This window comes from Streptomyces piniterrae, assembly GCF_005048155.1.
GTDB lineage: Bacteria > Actinomycetota > Actinomycetes > Streptomycetales > Streptomycetaceae > Streptomyces > Streptomyces piniterrae.
The window spans coordinates 351,042-369,316 of the sequence record NZ_SUMB01000002.1 but is presented as its reverse complement, the minus strand read 5'-3'; the positions used below and the strand labels follow the sequence as shown (position 1 = coordinate 369,316).

Genomic DNA, 18,275 nt, shown 5'->3' with positions numbered 1-18,275 from the left:
CGTCGCCAGTACCCCTCTTAGGTCCGAGGAATTTGACCTTCATGGCCTCCAACTCCCCCAACTTGCCGATGGTTTGGCGAAGGTGCTCCGATGTTTGTCGCGTCTGAGGGCTTCCCGTCCGCGTAGCGACGCCTGCACCATGCCGGTGGGACGGAAAGGCACCCGACCGACCGAAGGAGCGAGTGATGCACAGCCGCACAAGACCCGCCCGGTTACTGGGAGTTCTGGGGCTGCTGGGCGCCCTGCTGCTGGCCGTCGGCGGCCCCGCGACCGCGGCGAAGGCGCCGGCGCGGTCCGCCGCGGGCCCGGGAACCAACCATGCGACCGACGACCCCTTCACCTCCGAGCGCACCTCATGGTGGCGTCAGGACCGGTTCGGGATGTTCATCCACTTCGGCGCGTACTCGAACCTGGAGGGCGAGTACACCGCGCCCGACGGCACGGTGTGCCGCAACGCGGAGTGGATCAAGCGGGAGTGCAGGATTCCGGACGACGCGTACGAGAAGCAGGCCGCCGCCTTCGATCCGGCGGACTTCGACGCCGAGGCGATCGTCAGGGCCGCCGAGGACGCCGGCCAGCGCTATATCGTCATCACCTCCAAGCACCACGACGGCTATGCGATGTGGCCGACGAAGCAGAACGAGTGGAACCTGCGCGACCACTCGTCGTTCGACAAGCGGCGCGACATCCTCGCCGAGCTGAAGCGGGCCGCCGACGCCGCCGGGATCAATCTCGGTTTCTACTACTCGATCTGGGACTGGCACGACCCCGACTTCGCGGACCCGTCGACCTTCCCGCGCTACAAGAAGCGGATGTACGGCCAGCTCAAGGAGCTGGTGGACAACTATGATCCGGCGCTGCTGTGGTTCGACGGCGAGTGGGACGCGGACAACCCGACCAACAACTGGTCACGTCGGGACGGCGCGGAGCTTCAGGCGTATCTGCACGAGTTGAACCCCGGGCTGGTCGTCAACAACCGGGTCGGCAAGCGCGAGGTGGTCGACGGCGACTTCGGCACGCCGGAGCAGGAGATTCCCGCCGAGCCGGTCGACGGACAGTTGTGGGAGAGCTGTATGACGCTCAACGACCACTGGGGGTACGCCAGGTACGACACCAACTGGAAGTCGTCGGCCACCGTCGTCCGCAACCTTCTGGACGTCGCGAGCCGTGGCGGCAACTATCTGCTGAACGTCGGCCCGGACAAGCGGGGACGCGTTCCGCAGCCGTCCGTGGACCGGCTGCGCGAGGCCGGCGAGTGGCTGGGCGCGCACGGCCGGGGCGGAGCGGTGTACGGGGCCGGGCACACCGGGCTGGTCGCGGATCCTTCCTGGGGCGCGGTCTCCCGGCGGGGCGACGACCTGTACGCGTCCGTCACCTCCTGGCCGGAGGCCGGTCGTCCGCTGCATCTGACGGCCAGGGCGCCCTTCACCATCGCCTCGGCCCGGGTGCTGGGCAGCTCCCAGCGGGTGGCGGTCACCCCGTCCGGTGACGGTTTCGACCTCACCCCGTCGGGTGCGTCCACCGGTGTCGTAGCGAGCGTCATCCGGCTCAGGATCGTCCCTCCGCAGGCGGCGCCCGCCGGCACCGGGACAGGGCTGACCGCGCAGAGCTGGGCGAACGACTCCTTCAGCGGGCCGCCCGCGGTGACCGGCGTCGACCCGACGGTGAACGAGTCGTACCGCTTCGACGGATCACCGGACGCGAAGATCCCCGCCGAACACTTCAGCACCCGCTGGACCGGCGGCATCCAGCCACGCTTCGACGAGACCTACACCTTCACCACCGTCTCGGACGACACCGTGCGACTGTGGATCGACGGCAGGCTGGTGATCGACAATGCCGTGCCGCACGGCCCGAAGGCCGACAAGGGAACCGTCGCCCTCAAGGCCGGTCAGCGGCACCGCATCCGGATCGACCATACGGAGGGGACCGGCGAGGCGCATATGAAGCTGTTGTGGTCCAGCCCCAGCCAGGCCCAGGAGATCGTGCCGCGGCGTCAGCTGTACGCGGGCTGACCGGCGTCGTCGTCGATGTGGTGCCGGCGGGGTGTTCCGGGGTCGGCCGGCACCGCGTCCGGGCTGGCGGCCGGCGGCCGGCGGCCGGCACGGAAAACGCGCGCTGCCGGTTGGGCCGAACGAGTCATCGGAGTGCGGCAGGGGAGCCGTCGCGGGGGTCGTCGCCGGGGTCGTCGCCGGGGTCGTCGCGGGGGTACGGGTGATGGCCGTGCGTCGGAGCGCCGTTGTCAGTGCCCGCTCCTATCCTCGGGAGGCATGAACAAAGACGAGATCCTGCGCACCCATGGCGAGGCCATCGCGCTCTTCGGGAGCCGGGTCCATGCCGTCCGCGACGACCAGTGGGAGGCACCGACGCCGTGCACGGAGTGGTCCGTGCGCGACCTGGTGAATCATCTGACGGCCGAACAGCTGTGGGTGCCCCGCCTGGTGCGGGACGGTGCCTCGGTCGCGGAGGTGGGCACGGATTTCGACGGCGACCAGCTCGGCGTGGACCCGGCCGCGGTCTGGGACCGGGCGGCGGTGGCCGCGGTCGCGGCGTTCTCCGCGCCCGGCGCGCTGGACCGTACGGTGCATCTGTCCTACGGGTCCAGCCCGGCCGCCGCGTACTGCACGCAGATGATGGCCGATGCGGTGGTGCACTCCTGGGATCTCTCGCGGGCGATCGGCGCCGATGAGCGGCTGCCGGGCCGGCTGGCGACGGCGGCGCTGCGCGAGGTGGAGCCGTATGCCTCGGACCTCGGTATGTCGGGGCTGTTCGCCGCGCCGGTGGAGCCTCCGGCGGATGCCGACGATCTCACCAGGCTGCTGTGTCTGCTGGGCCGTCGGCCCTGATCAGTGGGTCAGGGCCGACGCCGCGCGGGTCAGTCGATGCCGCGGATGATGTACGGCTCGGCGGGGTCGTCGTCACAGCCGGCGAGACGCACGGGGGCGCAGCGGCCCCAGACCTCCAGGTTGCGGACTTCCTTGATGCGGCCTTGCCGGTCGCCCTGCTTCGAGCGGGGCTGCTTGTACTGAGCCTTGCGCATTGCCACCACGCACTCCTTGATCGAGGTATTGGTTCCGACGCGGTGGCGCCTCTTCACAAACCGGGAGGTCAGCCAGGGTTTGTGGCGTTCCCGCGACGGGCCAATGGTGTTGGCGTCTCCCAGAAAGGTCGTCCGTCCCCACCAGACTATCGACGTCACACCTGGCGCGCGCGACGTTTTCCGGCGATAGAGGCATGTCGACGAATGGCGAAAAAACCACCCTCTCCGTGTGTCGGGGACCGGTGAGCGGGGTGCCGTCCGCCGCTGTGTCCGCCGCCGGGGATCAGCCTTCGCCGCCGCGCGTCTTTCGGCCGGGCCGACGGCCGCAGTGCTACCCATGGGCGGGTGGAATGGTTCGCAGAAAGCAACTACTGGCTCGGCCGGCTGGTCTTCCAGCGGATGCTGGCCGCCCTCTATCTGATCGCGTTCATCGCGGCTCTCCGGCAGTTCCGGGCGCTCATCGGTGAGCGCGGAATGCTGCCGATTCCCGAGTTCGTGGCCCGTGTGGCGTTCCGCTCCTCGCCGTCGGTGTTCCACTGGCACTACTCCGACCGGTTCTTCGCCGCCTGGTCGTGGGGCGGGGCGCTGCTGGCGGCCGCGGTCGCGGCGGGGGCCGCGGATGCCGTGCCGCTGTGGGCGTCGATGGTGATGTGGGCGGTGCTGTGGGTGCTGTATCTGTCCATCGTCAATGTGGGCCAGACGTGGTACAGCTTCGGCTGGGAGTCGCTGCTGCTGGAGTCGGGCTGGCTCGCCGTTTTCCTCGGCAACGCCGAGACCGCTCCCCCGGTGCTGGTGATGTGGCTGCTGCGCTGGGTGCTGTTCCGGGTGGAGTTCGGGGCCGGACTGATCAAGATGCGCGGCGACAGCTGCTGGCGCGATCTGACCTGTCTGTATTACCACCACGAGACCCAGCCGATGCCGGGCCCGCTGAGCTGGTTCTTCCACCATCTGCCCAAGCCGCTGCACAAGGCCGAGGTGGCCGCCAACCATTTCGCCCAACTCGCCCTCCCCGTCCTGCTGTTCACCCCTCAGCCGGTGGCCGGCTGGGCCGCGGCCGGGATGGTCGTCACCCAGCTGTGGCTGGTCCTGTCCGGTAATTTCGCCTGGCTGAACTGGCTGACCATCGCGCTTGCCATGTCGGCCGCCGCTCCCCTCTGGTCCGACCGCTCGCCCCTCCCCTCGTCCCCGGTGTGGTTCGAGGTCCTGGTCATCACGGCCACCGTGCTCGTCGTCGTCCTCAGCTACTGGCCGGCGCGCAATCTGCTGACCCGGCAGCAGATGATGAACACCTCTTACGAGTCGCTGCATCTGGTCAATTCCTATGGCGCGTTCGGCACCATCACCCGGATCCGCCGGGAGATCGTGGTCGAGGGCACGGCGGACGCGGTGACCGGGCCCGACACCACCTGGATCGCGTACGAGTTCCACGGCAAGCCGGGGGCGGTGGGCCGGCTGCCGCGCCAGTTCGCCCCGTACCACCTGCGGCTGGACTGGCTGATGTGGTTCGCGGCGCTGTCCCCCGCCTATGCGCGCTCGTGGTTTCTGCCGTTCGTGGAACGGCTGCTGGAGAACGACCGTGACACGCTGCGGCTGCTGCGCGGCAATCCGTTCCCGGAGGTGCCGCCCGCGCGGGTGCGGGCCCGGATCTTCCGGTACCGCTTTACGACCTGGCGGGAACTGCGGGAGACCGGAGCGTGGTGGCATCGCAGTGAGGTGCGGGAGTTTCTGCCGCCGGTGGGGCTGTCACCTCTGCGCGAAAGGCGATGACCATGTCGCGGGCGTGCCGCAGCCCGATGCGCGTGAAGTCCTTTTCCAGTTCGGCGAGTTCGGCGAGAGTCTCGTGCGGGTCGCGGCCGAGGCGGGCGCGGGACTTGACCAGGCCGAGCCGGGACAGCGCGACGCCGCGCGGCTCCTGCATCTCGGTGAACTCCCGGAGCGAGAGGGCGTAGGTCTCGCGGGCCTCCTGGTAGCGCCCGGCGCGGTACTGGACATTGCCGCGCATCTTGTGGTTGTAGGCGAGCGCACTGGCCAGGTCCATGCTGCGGCAGATGACCTCCGCCTCGGACAGCAGCTCCAGCGCCCGGTCCGGCCGGCCCTGTACGGAGAGGACGTCGGCTATCCCACGCAGCGACCAGGCGCGGCCGCGGGCGTCGTCGGCCTCGGTCGCTATTCGGACGGACTCCTCGAACAGCTCCAGGGCCTTGTCGTAGTCGCCGGTGTTGCGATGCATCTGGGCGATACCGGACATCGCCCAGACCATGTGCCGGGCCTCGCCGTGCGCCCGGCCCTGTTCGAGCAGCTGCTCGTGGAGTTCGGCGACGGCGGCGTAGTCGCCCTGTATGCGGCCGGTCTCGGCGAGGCCGGCGAGCGCGTAGCCGTGGGCGAGGCGGTCACCGCTGCCGTCGGCCAGCGTGACGGCGTGGGTGAGCAGACGGCGGGCGAGCGGCAGCGTCCCGCACTGGCGGGCGAGGGTGCCGCCGCTCCACAGCGCCCAGGCCATGGCGGCCGCGTCGTCCGCGGTGCGCGCGCTGCGGTAGCTCTCCCGCCAGGCGGCGCCGGCGTCGTCCACCCGCCCCAGCCGCCGATTGGCCTCGGCGACGGCCAGCGCGGCGCGCGCCCGCTCCAGTGCCGTGCCCGCGCTGGAGCGGGCGCGGTTCGCCGTCGCCAGTACCTCCTCGTAGGAGGAGTTCACGCCCAGTGCCGAGCCCAGCTCACCCTGGTATTCGGGAGCGAATGCCTTGCCGTACATATTTCCGTGGCCTCTCGATCATTCTCGTGCTTGATCAAGACGCTACGAGTCGTCCGGGGTGCGGCGAATCCGTCCGCGTATGGGTTGTGCCGTACGACTTGAGTTCTACGGACGGGGGTGGTGGTCATCAACGGGATGTACGGGTCTGTCAGGGTCGGGCGGCCGGGGATGCCGCCGGGACGGTGTCCTCGAACGTGGTCCCCGCGGCGCGGCGCTCCTCCACCGCCGCCTTGATCTGCGCGGGTGTGAGGACCTGGTCCTTGACGTGCAGCACGTAGTCCACCTGCTGGTCGTAGCCGCGGGCCTCGGTGCCGGTCTGTCCTTCGAGATCGATCAGCCACTGGTTGAAGTCGATCGACATCGGCTTCTCGGGCAGGTACTCGGGGTCGTGCCGGGCGAACTGCCGTCCGTCGACGTAGTAGGTGATGCCGGTGGCGTCGATGGTGATCGCGAGGTCATGCCAGCCGGCGACGCTGCGGCGCTCCTCGGTGTGCTGGTTGACCACCTCCCAGGGGTCGGGATTGAAGGTGTCCCAGGAGGTCGTGTAGAGGATGTTGCCGTTCTCGCCCCATCCGCCGTTGGGCAGATACTCGAAGTCGTACTCGGCGTAGTCCTTGTCCATCGGGGCCTTGAGTTCGTTGATGGCGAAGAAGGCCTGATTGACATGGTCGCCATCGGGTCCGGAGGCCGGGGCGTCGCTGAACTTGACCCGTGCCGCGTACGTTCCGTACCCGAACTTCATGCGCTGGGTGTGGAGTTCGGCCTGCTCGGTGCTCTGGGCGGTGCCGGATGTGGCGGTCCGCAGGGTCATCACCGAGTTGCCGCCGCCCGCTCCTCCCTCTTTGGCGAAGGTGATGTTCTCCGGTGCCCAGGTGGCGCCCGGAACTCCGGGGCCGCCGGATCCGGAGCGTACGGTCCAGCCGTGGGCGCCGAGGGCCGGGTCGTCGTGCCCGGTGTAGTCGAAGTCGTCGAAGAGCACTTCGTCGGCCGCAGGCGGTGGCCCGGCGGTGACAGTGGTGGTGGTGGCGGTGGCGGTGGACGCGAAGCCGGTCAGGGCGAGCGCGGCGGCCAGCGCTGCGGCTATGGCAACCGGGGTGTGGGGGGTTCCGGACACGAGGACCTCTCCTTCGAGTGGGACTCAGGTGGGAACAGCTGGGTGGCTGCGTGGCTGGGTGGCTGGATGCTGAGACTGGCTAGCCGACACCTGACCAGTTGACCAGTTTGACCACCTAACAGGCCCCACCAGCTGACCAGTTATGCCTTACTGGACAAGGCGATAGAGGTGCGATGCCGGCGTGGTTGCGAAGGTGGCATAGACCAATGCGGTCGTCAAGTACCCGTCAAGCGCCCCCACTTGGAGGGTTTTTACGGCTAGGCGGGTTATCCACAGGCGCCCCGCCCACTCCCCCGCCTCAGCCTCGCGATCGATAAACTCCACTTGACCAGCAGACCAGTTGCGGCCCGACGCGTTCCGTCGGCCGGGGGCGGAAGGCGGCGGACATGGACGGTGAGACGCGGGGCGCGATGCTCAAGCGGGAGCGGGTACGGGCGGGAGTCCTGGAGCTGATCGACGTCCGGCAGCCAGGCGACGCCATCCCCTCCGAACGCACCCTGTGCACCCGTTTCGGCGTCTCCCGGCCGACCCTGCGCGCCGCCGTGGACGATCTCGTCGCGACCGGTCTGCTCGTACGGGAGCACGGCCGCGGGGTGTTCGTGGCACCCGGCAAGATCACCCAGGAACTGGTCTCCGGGCAGCGGACGTGCAGCGTCCCGCAGGCGTCCGGCGTATGGACCAGCAGACTGCTGGCCTTTACCACCACCCAGGCCGGCGCCCGCGTCGGCCGCAAGCTGCGCCTCTCCCCCGCGGACCGGATCTACTCCGCTTCCCGCCTCCGGCTGGTCGACGGCGCCCCCATCGCCATAGAACATCTGCACCTCCCGGTGGCCTTGCTGCCGAAGCTGTCCGCCCGGGAGCTGGAGGAGGGCCACCTGTACGGACATCTGCGGGAGCGGCACGGGGTCCGGGTCCACGAGGCCGTCCAGTCCATCGAGCCGACGGTGACCAACGAGGCCGAGGCACGGCTGCTGGACGTCCCGGTGCTGTCCCCCGCGCTGCTCTTCGAGCGGCTGACCACCGACACCGCGGGCCGCCCGGTCGAATATGTCCGCTCCCTCTACCGCGGCGACCGCTACCGCATCGTCTCCCGCCTCACCCTCGACGGCCCGGACGACGCCGGACGACCGTCACCACCGACGGCTGCCACCACGTCAGCGAATGCCACGACAACGGATGCCAGCACAGCGGACTCCATCTCAACGGCGGATGCCACTTCGATGACGGCTGCCGCCTCCATGGCGGGCCACGGCAGCCACCACCCCGGCATCCCACCCGGCGACCTCGCGCGCCGCGCCCCGCTCACCTCGTCCACCAGCGGCGACGTCCAGTAGGGATCAAGGGGCAGCCGATGAGCACCATGAGCAGCCCATGTGCAGTTCAGGGGCAGCGCAGGGGCATTCCACGGGCGCTCCATGGGCCGGACCGCCGCGTTGCGCTCCTTGCCGTAGCGTGCGGCACGGGCCACCCTGGCTGGCACGCAGGAGAGCGCCTCACGAGACCCGACCCCCTCACGAGACTTCTCACGAGACCCCTCACAAGATCGCCCCATGGACTTACCCAGGGAATTCCCCCACGAGATCGCCGAACGCCGAGGTGTGGCATGAGCGCAGCACGGAACGGGACGGCACGGACCGGGACGACGTCACCGACCGGGCCGCCCGGGTCCGGCACCCGTATCGGCCGCCGGCGGTTCCTCGGCACGGTCGCGGGCGGGCTGGCCGCGGCGGTCGGTACCGCCCTGTTCACGGCCGAAGACGCGGCCCCCGTGCAGGCCGGACACCGCCCCCGCCACCGCCCGCGCACCACCCGGCCGCTCTTCCTGGGGACGTACACCTCCAAGGAAGGCGGCGGCACCGGCGTCGGCCTGGGCACGTACGACGCGACGACCGGCCGGATCACCGCCACCGGCGTCGTTGCGGGCGTCGCCGATCCCTCCTACCTGGCACTCGCCCCGAACGGCCGCACGCTCTACGCGGTCGATGAGCGGGAAGAGGGCGCGGTGACCGCCCTCGCGCTGCCGCCGGGCGGCCCGCCCAGGGTGCTCGGCAGCCGGTCCACCGGTGGCGCCGGGCCCTGTCATCTCTCGGTGCATCCCAGTGGGCGCTGGCTGCTCAGCGCCAACTACCTCTCCGGCAGCGTGGCCGTGCATCCGATCGACCCGGGCAGCGGCGCCCTGGGCCCGCGTACGGATCTGCTCGTCCACTCCAGCCCGCCGCCCGGTCCCGGCCAGGACGGTCCGCACGCCCACCAGATCATCACCAGCCCGGACGGCGCCCATCTGCTCGCCGTCGACCTCGGCAACGACACCGTCTACAGCTACCGTCTCGACCCGTCGGCCGGAAAGCTCACCCCGGTGTCGTATGCGACGCTGCGCCCCGGGGCCGGCCCCCGTCATCTGACGTTCCACCCGTCGGGGACCTTCGCCTATCTGGCGAACGAGGTCGACAACACGGTGGTGGTCTGCGGTTACGACCCGGACAGCGGTCGGCTCGCGCCCGGCGAGCCGCAGTCCACGGGGACCGGCCAGGGGACCAGCTTTCCCGCGCAGATCTTGGTCACCCGGGAGGGCCGTTTCGCTTATCTCGCCAACCGGGGTCACAACAGCCTCACCCGTTACGCGGTGGAGGCCGGTGGGGCGCGGCTGCGGCTGCTGGACACCGTGCCGGTGGGCGGGGACTTCCCGCGGCAGATCGCGTTCTCGCCGGACCAGCGCTGGCTGTTCGCGGCGAACCAGAAGTCGGGGTCGGTGACGGTGTTCGCGGTCGACGCGCGGACCGGGGCGGTCAATCAGGTCGGCGAGCCGTTCGCCGCCCCCATCCCGGTGTGCGTCCTGCCCCTCTGACGGCCGCCCGGTCCGAACTCCGCGCTTTATGCGTCCTCTTATACGTCCTCCCAGTTACTGTTCGCTGCTGTCCGCGCAGACCCGTCACGGGTTGCACCGCCGGGATGCGGCGCGCGCTTTCGCCGAGGTCAGCGCGAAGGGCGTACCGCGGCGGGCGCGGCCGGCGGGACTTCGGCCGGCCATTCCTCGTTGATCGCGCCCCGGATTTCCCCCGGCCCATCCCTCTCCCTTCCTCCCCTTCCTCCCTCCTCCTTCCTTCTCCTTCCTTCTTCCTCCTCAACTCCTATGGATCCATTGCCTGTTCGTCTATCCGGTGATCGATGTGCCCCTGGGTGCGGGATGCGGCGGAAACCGGAACGGCGGACTGCTGCGCGGGCAGGCCGTCCGCGGAGCCGCGGAACGGCCTGCCCTGCCCACCACTCCCCAGGGTGGCTCATCCCCCCTCCGGACGAGCCGCCTTGCCGGGATTCAGCGGAGAACGGGCTGAGAATTCGACTGATAAATCAGCTGAGTTTTCAGCGGGATTCCCCATGGGTGGGCGATGGAATACGTGTGTATTCCGGGTGTGCTCGGCTGGCGCCGGCGTATGTTCTCAGCCGCCGCTGGAGTGCCGTACGGACAGTCGCATGCCGGGGAAAATCAGGTCCGGATTCGAGCCGATCACGCCACGGTTCAGCTCGTAGAGATTCTTCCAGGACCATCCGCAGGAGGTTGCGATGCCGCTCAGGGTGTCGCCGTTATTGACGACGATGACGCCACCGGTTTTCCGGTGCGGCCGCGCCTTGTACTGCTTTTGCTGGAAGTGCGGGCTACGGATCCGCTCGGTGGTGTGGCGGTGCGGTGTGGTGGTGCGCGGCACGATGCGCCGCGGTGTGGTGGCGCTCGGCGCGCTGCCGGAGCGGAGGCCCAGTCGGGCCGAGCAGGCCGGCCAGGCGCCCCAGCCCTGACGGGCGAGCACCCTCTCGCCGACCCGGATCTGCTGCTCCCTGGTCGCTCGCGACGCACGTGTCCCGTAGGCACCGCCGCCGAAGGAGCGCCAGGTGGAGTGGGCGAACTGCAGGCCGCCCGAGAACCCGTTCCCTGTGTCGATCTGCCAGTTGCCGCCGCTCTCGCAGCCGGCCAGGCGGTCCCACGTCCCGCCGCTCGCGCCCTCGGCGGTCCCCTCGGCCGCCAGGCTCAGCGCGCCGACCGCCAGCAGGACCGTGGCCGCCGTGACGCTCCGGACCCCGCGGGACCGGAATTCACTTCGGACAGTCGGTTCCGGCACCTGAGGAAATTCCATTTTCTTGCTCCCGTCGCTCGCCGCTCAGTTTCCTGGCGGCTATTGAGGAAACGTGACGTCTTTCGGGTTATTCGCGTTCGTGCTGATTCCGTGCGGCGCTCTTACTGCTTTTGTGTTTCTGGTTCTTTGCGTTGCCCGTTGCCTTCGTGCCGCGAATTCCGAGAGACGCCGTGAATTCGACGAGTAAGAGACAACCACGGCCGTCGATCGCACCGGCAGAGCGCGCGGTAGCGCCTTCGCGGCCCGGCTTGCTCCCTTGCCGTGGGGGCGGGGGCCGATCTCCGCGGATGGCGCACTCCTGGGCGGGGAGGGGCGCACCCCCCGTGCCCCGGATGCCGCGCCCCCCGGAACGTTTCGAGCATTTGACCGATCCCGGGGCGTCCGCCGAGCGCATCCGCCGGACTCGGTGCACATGCGCGGCAGGGGCCGCACGCACCGCGCACGGCCCCTGCGCGGCAGTGCTACGGACCACGCCGAACGGAGGGTTTGCGGCAGGCCGGTGGTGGGGGCACCTCCCATGCCCTTAAGGCAATGGGGGAGGGTGGGGTCAACGTGGCGGGGGTGGCGGTCCAGGGCCGGGCCCGGGGCCGGCGCGGTGGGGGCGCACGGCGTGGCGGAGACGGCGAACTCGTGCCAACCGGGGGCCGGTGCGGCGTGCGCCCGCGGGGCGCAGACCGAGCGGGGCGCGCAACCGGATCGATTTCCCGGCGCCATGGGGGCGGGAGGCGAGCATCGTGGCGTCTGGGGCGGCCGGGACGGTGAGCGGGTGGAAGTCCGTGACATGCGGGCGCGGCGGGCCCTGGCCGTTGACAGCGATGCCGTTGGGAGCCGCCGGGACGATTGGGGTCCGTGGGGGCGGAGAGGCATTCGCCGGGGGCGTCGGTGCGCGCGGTGCGGGGCGGCGGTCGCATCGGATGCGGTAAGCGGAGCGGGCGCGTCGGACGATGCGGGCGCACGGGTTTCGGCATCCGCGAGGCCGTCCGCCGCGCCGGCCGCTCCGCCGCCCGCCGTGTCCGCAGGAGTCACCGCGCCGCAGTGCGCCCTCCTGGACGCCCGCCCGACCGGCCGCCCCGGTCACCGCCGCCGGTGATCTCTCGGTGCGGCCGGCGGCGCTCAGCCCGCGCCGGTGGGCGCCACGTACTGCCGCAGCAGATTGCGCAGTTCGTCCTCGAATGCGTCGTAGCGGAGCCGGAGTTCGGTGCCCGGCCAGCTCGGCGGCAGCAGGGGGCGCGGGAGCAGCGGGTCCGCGAGCAGGTGGCGGAGCACGGCCGCGGAGACCGTGAAGCGGTCGGCGGGCGTCGCCGCCCCGTCCAGCGCGGTCAGCAGCGCGCGGGCCCGCGCCGACCAGCCGTCCAGGTCCCACAGGCGCCCGGCGAGCGCGGCCGGATCGCCGTCCGGGGTGCCGGTGAGCAGGGTGCATTGCCCCGTCACGACGGCGGGGCGTGGCCGGTCGAGGTTGGCGGGGCGCAGCCAGCTGCCCTCGCGCAGTTCGGCCAGGCGCAGGGCGGCCATGGCCTGGCGCAGGGCGGTGCGCTCGGCTGCCGGGCGGCGCTCGGCGGTGACGACGGCGATTTCCCAGTCGCCGTTCCAGGGGCGGGTTCTGGGTGTCCGGCTCTCGTCCTGCCGTGCCTGGCGTTCCAGCAGCCGGTCGGTAAGCCCGTACGCCCCCTCGCGCTGCTGGAGATCGCCCGCGGCCACCATCCGGGAGAGCGCGACGCGGATGGTGCCTTCGGCAATGTCGAAAAGTTCGCCGACGCGCACCAGGGCGCGGGCCGGCAACTGCGGTGGATGGTGCCCGAGAAGGGTGCTCAGCACGATGGACCGGGCCGTCAGCGGCCGCAGCGCGAGGGAGTCGTCGTTCATATGTGCCCGAAATTCTAGCCAAGGTGATCGGCCCGGCCATTACAGTCTTCCCTCAGTTAACGTATATCTGTAATGTCGATGTTATGACCGTCACCCATGAAGTCGTGAATCAGGCCCCGCCACTGACCGGATTCAGCACGGCGGACGAACCGGCCCTGCTGGAGGCGCTGCGCCGGGAAGGCGCCGAATGGGGCGAGCGCGAGGTATCCGAGCTGGGTGCGCTGGCCGGTTCCGCGGAGGTCCAGGAACAGGCCCGCTGGGCCGAGGAACAGCCGCCCCGCCTGCACACTCACGACCGGTACGGACACCGTGTCGACGAGGTCGAATTCCATCCGGCCTGGCACCGGCTGATGACCGTCGCAGTGGAACACGGACTGCATGCCGCGCCCTGGACCGATGACCGTCCCGGCGCGCATTTGGTGCGGGCCGCGAAATTCTATGTCTGGTCACAGGCCGAGCCGGGGCACGGCTGCCCGATTTCGATGACCTATGCCGCGGTCCCGGCTCTGCGGGCCGCACCGGACCTCGCCATGCGATACGAGCCGCTGCTGGCCGCCCGTACGTACGACTACGGGCTGCGGCCGCCGCTGACCAAGGCGGGCCTGATCGCGGGCATGTCGATGACTGAGAAGCAGGGCGGCAGCGACGTACGGGCCAACACCACCCGCGCGGTGCCGGCCGGCGACGGGACGTACCGGATCACCGGCCACAAGTGGTTCACCTCGGCACCGATGAGCGATGTGTTCCTGGCGCTGGCGCAGACCGAGGAGGGGCTGAGCTGTTTCCTGGTGCCGCGCGTACTGCCGGACGGCAGCCGCAACGGCATGCATCTGATGCGTCTCAAGGACAAGCTGGGCAACCGCTCGAACGCGTCCTCCGAGATCGAGTACGACGAGGCGGTGGCGTGGCCGGTCGGCGAGCCGGGCCGCGGGGTGCGGACCATCGTCGAGATGGTCAACATGACCCGGCTGGACTGTGTGCTCGGCTCGGCGGCCGGCATGCGGGCCGGGCTGCGCCAGGCGCTGCACCACACCGAGCACCGGAAGGCGTTCGGGCGGGAGCTGGACCGGCAGCCCCTGATGCGCTCGGTCCTCGCCGATCTCGCGATCGAGTCCGAGGCGGCGACGCTGCTGGGGATGCGGCTGGCGGCGGCGGTGGACCGGTCGCAGGCCGGGGACGCCGCGGAGGCGGCACTGCGCCGGCTGGCGCTGGCGGCCGGCAAGTACTGGGTGTGCAAGCGCGGCAGTACCCATGCGGCGGAGGCCCTGGAGTGCCTGGGCGGCAACGGCTATGTCGAGGAGTCGGGCATGCCCCGGCTCTATCGGGAGGCGCCGCTGCTGTCGATCTGGGAGGGCTCGGGGAATGTCGCGGCGCTCGACGTCCTGCGGGCGCTGGGCAGGGAGCCGGCCGCGCTGGACGCGTTCTTCGCCGAGGTGGAGACCGCGGCGGGCGCCGACCGGCGATTGGACGCGGCGGTGGCCGGGGTACGGAAGATGCTCGGCTCGCTGGCCGATCCGGAGCGGGCGCAGCTGATGGCGCGGTCGCTGGCGGAGCGGCTGGCGCTGGTGCTCCAGGGGTCGCTGCTGGTGCGGTACAGCCATCCGGCGGTCGCCGACGCGTTCTGCGCCTCGCGGCTGGACGGGCAGTGGGGCCACGCCTTCGGCACACTGCCCTCGGGCGCCGATCTGACACCGGTCCTGGAGCGCGCCCGGCCGAGGGCATCCGGTGCGGACGTGGCGCGGGGCGGGGCCTGATGGCCGTACGGGTGGAGCGTGCCGGCCCGGTGACGACGGTGGTGCTGTCCCGGCCGGCGGCCCGTAATGCCGTGGACGGCGCCACCGCGGCCCAACTGGCGGATGCCTTCCGGGAGTTCGAGGCGGACAACGAGGCGAGCGTCGCGGTGTTGTGGGGCGAGGGCGGGACGTTCTGCGCCGGTGCCGATCTGAAGGCGGTCGGCACCGAGCACGGCAACCGCGTCGCGCCGGACGGCGACGGGCCGATGGGGCCGACCCGGATGCGGCTGAGCAAGCCGGTGATCGCCGCGGTCGCCGGGCATGCGGTGGCCGGCGGGTTGGAGCTGGCGCTCTGGTGCGATCTGCGGGTGGCGGAGGAGACCGCGGTCTTCGGGGTGTTCTGCCGGCGCTGGGGAGTGCCGCTGATCGACGGCGGCACGGTGCGGCTGCCCCGGCTGATCGGGGCGAGCCGCGCGATGGACCTGGTGCTGACGGGCCGTCCGGTGGCGGCCGCGGAGGCGCTGGACATCGGACTGGCCCACCGCGTGGTACCGGCCGGGACGGCACGCACGGCGGCGGAACGGCTGGCGGCGGAGCTCGCCCGCCTCCCACAGGCGTGTCTGCGCAGCGACCGCGCGTCCCTGCTCGACCAGGAGGGCAGGGACGAACAGTCCGCGATGGCTACGGAACTCCGTTACGGGCAGGCGGTGTTGCCGGACGCGATGGCGGGCGCGGCGCGATTCGCGGCGGGGGCGGGGCAGCATGGGGAGGCGGATCGCCGGTGACCTGAGTCAGAGATTCGGTGGCGGTAGGGGGCCGGCTTCGTCGAGGATTTCACCGGCGGGGTTCGTCCGGACGAACGGCCTGGGCCAGCTCGTCGAGGCCACCCGTCCACGAGACAGTGGCCCCGATTTCGCCGGGGCCACTGTCACCATCGGTGAGGGTCAGTCGCAGCAGTCGGGCTTGCAGCGTTCGACCGTGACGTCGTCGACGACCGGTCCGGTCGCGCTGTGGAGAGTGGTGCTGGCGAACGTCAGGGTCGTGGCCGGGCCGGTGGCCACGAAGGTCACCTGCCGTCTCACGTAGCCCATGTTCGTCTTGGTCTTGCCGGTGACGTCGAAGGAGAAGTCCTGGACGTTCTGGCCGTCGATGAGGACCTTGCCCGTCTTCACGGGCGGGACCTGGTCGAGTTCGGGGTTTCCGGCGAGCGAGTACGTCACCGTGTACCTGGCCCCTGGCTTCGTGCTGAAGGTCTGGGACGCGGCCCCCGCGTCCATGCCGTTGAGGTCCAGGGACTGATCGCCCTCGGCTGCCTGCCAGTATCCGGCGCCTATCAGATCAACGGTTCCACTGGCGACTTTCCAGGGGCCGAAGGACTGCCCTGCCGCGAATTCGTCGAAGGTGTTCGTGTTCACCTTGGGGGTTTCGAAGCTGCCGTCGTCGAAGCGGCTCACGGCGGCGGTGGATGACGCAGCCGGGTGGCTCGTCCGGCCGCTGCCGTCTGCCGGGGAGGCAAGCGCGGTGCCGGCACCGGCGAGCAGGATGGCCGCCGTGGTGAGGGCGGTGAGGGAAGTGCGTGAGACCAGCATGAGATCCTCTCGGGTTATCACCTTGAAGTGATGTGCGAAGTAATCGGCCTGGGATTAATCGGCCTGACGGCTGATTGCTCGCGCAGCGGATCGCTGCGTCAGGGCTGTGGGGTGCCCGGGTTCGTTGTCAGTCGCCGCAATCGGACGGGCAGCAGACGGACTTGCAGCGTTCGACCTGGACGTCGTCGATCACCGGCCCGCCGGCGCTGTGGGGGGTGGTACTGGCGAACGTCAGGGTGGTGGACGAGCCGGTGGCCACAAAGCCCACCTCCCGTGTCACGTAGCCCATGTTCTGGTGCGTTTTGCCGGTGGCGTCGAAGGAGAAGTCCTGGACGTTCTGGCCGTCGATGAGGACCTTGCCGGTCTTCGGGGTCGGGGCCTGGCCGTCGGAATTACCGGCGAGCGAGTAGGTAACGGTGTACGTGGACCCGCGGTTCGTGGCGAAGGTCTGGGACACAGCGCCCGTTTCGGTGCCGTTGAGGTCCAGGGACTGGTCTCCCTCGGCTGCCTGCCAGTATCCGGCGTCCTTGACGTCCACCGATCCGCTGGTGACCTTCCACGGGCCGACGAACTCCCCTGCGGTAAAGGTCTGGAACGTGTTCGGTGCGACCTTGGGAGTCTCGAAGCTGCCGTCGTCGAAGCGGCTGACGGCGCTGCCGGCCGCAGAGGCCACCGGCGCCGAGGCGAACTGGATTCCGACGAATGCTCCGGTGGCAGCAATGGCCGAGGAGACCGCTAATGCTGACGCGGTTAAGCTACGACGTTTCATGAGTCCTCTTCTTCGATTGGTCGACTCTTCATTTGGTCGACTCTTCGGGTTGATTCGCCGGAGCGGCTTTGGCAACACAATTGTGGTGACGTGCCACTGGTGCCGGTAAGGCCGAGTGGGCGGCGGTTGGGGAACTCTCCGGCGCCCGATGGGGCGGCGCCATGCGTGCAACAGAATTCGGTTTACCGGGCGCGTCCCTGAACCTTCGCCGCGGAATCCCCGGACCAGCGGGCGGTAAACGTGTACGTGCCGGAGCCGACCTCGTAGACGACCGCGCCACCGCTTGTGCGGACGAAACACGCGCCCGGCGGTGCGCTGACCGCGTTACGGGAGGACGCCGGCACGAACACGGTCGCCGTGGAGTTCCCCGGCACGGTCGCGCGCAGGGCGAATGCGCCCTCCGACCGCTCCCAGCAGCTGCGGACCTGTCCATACGGCGAGAGGTATCTCTCGTCTGCCCACCCGGGGCCGGAGCCGGACGTCCCCACGCCGGGGACGGGGCGGAGGAAGAAGTGTTTGTATCCGGGATGTTCGGGGTCGGGATCGATACCGCCTACCGTGCGGTGAATCCAGTCGCCCACCGCGCCGAGCCCGAAATGGTTGAGCGAGTTCGGTACCGGGGCGTGCGGAATTCCGGCGGTTGGGATGACGTCGCAGCGCATCCAGACCGTCGCCGCGCCGTTGCCGATCTGGCAGCCCCATGGAGGAACGGTCTTCTGTTCCAGCAGCTGGTACGCGACGTCGGAGTACCCGGTGGCGGTCGGTACCGGCAGCAGCCCCCCGGTACCGAGGAAGCCGGTCGTCAACTGCCCGCCGTGCGCCTTGATGACGGCGACCAGCTTGTCGGCCGCGGCCTTGACGAGCCCGTCGGGAACCAGACGGAAGCCGAGAGCGAGCACGTACGACGTCTGACTGCCGTTGCCGACCTGTCCGTCCGCTCCGACGAACCTCGTATGGAAGGCATCGCGGATGTCCGACCACAGCGCCAGGTACCGCATGGCGTCGTAGCTCCTGCCCAGGGCGCGGGACATCTGAGCCATCATCGCGGTGGACTCGGCGAAGTAGGCGGTGCCGACGAGGTCGAGCGGTGTGCCGTCGTCGATGTCCAACCAATCGCCGTATCCGCCGGCCGGCTGGATCAGACCGCTGCCGTGCGACTCCAGACGGTCGATCCACGCGGCCATCGCGGCGTAGTGGTCCCGCACCAGCTTCACGTCGCCGTACCGCTGCCAGAGGGTGAAGGGAACGATCACCTGGCGTCACTCCAGTCTGCCGTGCCCGTGTTCGGTTG

The 18,275-nt window shown here is 70.1% G+C and carries 14 protein-coding genes and 1 pseudogene; 7 read left to right on the top strand and 8 right to left on the bottom strand.

Going from position 1 to position 18,275, the window contains the following annotated elements:
• Window positions 1–185: 185 nt before the first annotated feature.
• Both FCH28_RS05950 and FCH28_RS05945 read left to right on the top strand, forming a co-directional pair.
• Window positions 186–2,015, top strand: coding sequence for an alpha-L-fucosidase (locus FCH28_RS05950; protein ID WP_136738636.1), 1,830 nt, complete (start codon window positions 186–188; stop codon window positions 2,013–2,015).
• Between the two features lie 255 nt (window positions 2,016–2,270).
• Window positions 2,271–2,846 carry a TIGR03086 family metal-binding protein gene (locus FCH28_RS05945; RefSeq protein WP_136738635.1) on the top strand — a complete coding sequence of 192 codons (576 nt, stop codon included), beginning with the start codon at window positions 2,271–2,273 and terminating at the stop codon, window positions 2,844–2,846.
• Between the two features lie 29 nt (window positions 2,847–2,875).
• Here the strand turns inward: FCH28_RS05945 and FCH28_RS37925 are convergent, their stop codons facing one another.
• A complete protein-coding gene (locus tag FCH28_RS37925) occupies window positions 2,876–3,046 on the bottom strand; it encodes a hypothetical protein (protein ID WP_169314048.1) in 171 nt (56 codons plus the stop codon).
• Between the two features lie 339 nt (window positions 3,047–3,385).
• On the opposite strand from FCH28_RS37925, the gene FCH28_RS05940 reads away from it, so the two are divergent.
• Window positions 3,386–4,807, top strand: coding sequence for a lipase maturation factor family protein (locus FCH28_RS05940; protein WP_136738634.1), 1,422 nt, complete (start codon window positions 3,386–3,388; stop codon window positions 4,805–4,807).
• Here the strand turns inward: FCH28_RS05940 and FCH28_RS05935 are convergent.
• Complete coding sequence (locus tag FCH28_RS05935; protein ID WP_136738633.1) at window positions 4,701–5,789, bottom strand: tetratricopeptide repeat protein; 1,089 nt, start codon at window positions 5,787–5,789, stop codon at window positions 4,701–4,703. The genes FCH28_RS05940 and FCH28_RS05935 overlap by 107 nt on opposite strands.
• Before the next feature lie 148 nt (window positions 5,790–5,937).
• Window positions 5,938–6,768 (bottom strand): annotated as a pseudogene (locus FCH28_RS05930) (glycoside hydrolase family 16 protein); the annotation flags it as partial.
• A 521-nt stretch (window positions 6,769–7,289) separates the two neighbouring features.
• Between FCH28_RS05930 and FCH28_RS05925 the strand changes: the two are divergent.
• A complete protein-coding gene (locus tag FCH28_RS05925; protein ID WP_136738631.1) occupies window positions 7,290–8,237 on the top strand; it encodes a GntR family transcriptional regulator in 948 nt (315 codons plus the stop codon).
• A gap of 269 nt (window positions 8,238–8,506) precedes the next feature.
• Window positions 8,507–9,748, top strand: a complete 1,242-nt coding sequence (locus FCH28_RS05920; RefSeq protein WP_187363764.1) for a lactonase family protein — start codon at window positions 8,507–8,509, stop codon at window positions 9,746–9,748.
• A gap of 592 nt (window positions 9,749–10,340) precedes the next feature.
• Here FCH28_RS05920 and FCH28_RS05915 read toward each other — a convergent pair.
• Window positions 10,341–11,030, bottom strand: a complete 690-nt coding sequence (locus FCH28_RS05915; RefSeq protein WP_136738630.1) for a LysM peptidoglycan-binding domain-containing protein — start codon at window positions 11,028–11,030, stop codon at window positions 10,341–10,343.
• A gap of 1,113 nt (window positions 11,031–12,143) precedes the next feature.
• Window positions 12,144–12,893, bottom strand: coding sequence for a PaaX family transcriptional regulator C-terminal domain-containing protein (locus tag FCH28_RS05910; RefSeq protein ID WP_136738629.1), 750 nt, complete (start codon window positions 12,891–12,893; stop codon window positions 12,144–12,146).
• Between the two features lie 83 nt (window positions 12,894–12,976).
• On the opposite strand from FCH28_RS05910, the gene FCH28_RS05905 reads away from it, so the two are divergent.
• Together FCH28_RS05905 and FCH28_RS05900 are read left to right on the top strand one after the other, a co-directional pair.
• Entirely contained in the window at window positions 12,977–14,647 is a 1,671-nt protein-coding gene (locus tag FCH28_RS05905) for an acyl-CoA dehydrogenase family protein (protein ID WP_136738628.1), read from the top strand.
• The gene (locus tag FCH28_RS05900; protein WP_136738627.1) at window positions 14,647–15,411 is read left to right on the top strand and encodes a crotonase/enoyl-CoA hydratase family protein; all 765 of its coding nucleotides are present in this window, start codon (window positions 14,647–14,649) and stop codon (window positions 15,409–15,411) included. The genes FCH28_RS05905 and FCH28_RS05900 overlap by 1 nt, the downstream gene beginning before the upstream one ends.
• Window positions 15,412–15,570: 159 nt before the next feature.
• On the opposite strand, the gene FCH28_RS05895 is transcribed toward FCH28_RS05900, so the two are convergent.
• The 3 genes from FCH28_RS05895 to FCH28_RS05885 all read right to left on the bottom strand — a co-directional run bounded on the left by FCH28_RS05895 (window position 15,571) and on the right by FCH28_RS05885 (window position 18,237).
• Complete coding sequence (locus tag FCH28_RS05895) at window positions 15,571–16,215, bottom strand: choice-of-anchor C family protein (protein ID WP_136738626.1); 645 nt, start codon at window positions 16,213–16,215, stop codon at window positions 15,571–15,573.
• Between the two features lie 127 nt (window positions 16,216–16,342).
• Window positions 16,343–16,984 (bottom strand): choice-of-anchor C family protein, encoded by a 642-nt coding sequence (locus FCH28_RS05890; protein WP_136738625.1) that lies wholly within the window; start codon window positions 16,982–16,984, stop codon window positions 16,343–16,345.
• Window positions 16,985–17,166: 182 nt separating this feature from the next.
• Complete coding sequence (locus tag FCH28_RS05885) at window positions 17,167–18,237, bottom strand: alpha-L-rhamnosidase-related protein (protein WP_136738624.1); 1,071 nt, start codon at window positions 18,235–18,237, stop codon at window positions 17,167–17,169.
• Window positions 18,238–18,275 lie beyond the last annotated feature (38 nt).

Excerpts from the sequence above, each read along its gene's own strand:
- FCH28_RS05905 (WP_136738628.1), top strand. The coding sequence starts at position 12,977 with ATGACCGTCACCCATGAAGTCGTGAATCAGGCCCCGCCACTGACCGGA.
- FCH28_RS05920 (WP_187363764.1), top strand. The coding sequence starts at position 8,507 with ATGAGCGCAGCACGGAACGGGACGGCACGGACCGGGACGACGTCACCG.
- FCH28_RS05950 (WP_136738636.1), top strand. The coding sequence starts at position 186 with ATGCACAGCCGCACAAGACCCGCCCGGTTACTGGGAGTTCTGGGGCTG.
- FCH28_RS05925 (WP_136738631.1), top strand. The coding sequence starts at position 7,290 with ATGGACGGTGAGACGCGGGGCGCGATGCTCAAGCGGGAGCGGGTACGG.
- FCH28_RS05895 (WP_136738626.1), bottom strand. The coding sequence starts at position 16,215 with ATGCTGGTCTCACGCACTTCCCTCACCGCCCTCACCACGGCGGCCATC.
- FCH28_RS05915 (WP_136738630.1), bottom strand. The coding sequence starts at position 11,030 with ATGGAATTTCCTCAGGTGCCGGAACCGACTGTCCGAAGTGAATTCCGG.
- FCH28_RS05945 (WP_136738635.1), top strand. The coding sequence starts at position 2,271 with ATGAACAAAGACGAGATCCTGCGCACCCATGGCGAGGCCATCGCGCTC.
- FCH28_RS05935 (WP_136738633.1), bottom strand. The coding sequence starts at position 5,789 with ATGTACGGCAAGGCATTCGCTCCCGAATACCAGGGTGAGCTGGGCTCG.
- FCH28_RS05900 (WP_136738627.1), top strand. The coding sequence starts at position 14,647 with ATGGCCGTACGGGTGGAGCGTGCCGGCCCGGTGACGACGGTGGTGCTG.
- FCH28_RS05910 (WP_136738629.1), bottom strand. The coding sequence starts at position 12,893 with ATGAACGACGACTCCCTCGCGCTGCGGCCGCTGACGGCCCGGTCCATC.
- FCH28_RS05890 (WP_136738625.1), bottom strand. The coding sequence starts at position 16,984 with ATGAAACGTCGTAGCTTAACCGCGTCAGCATTAGCGGTCTCCTCGGCC.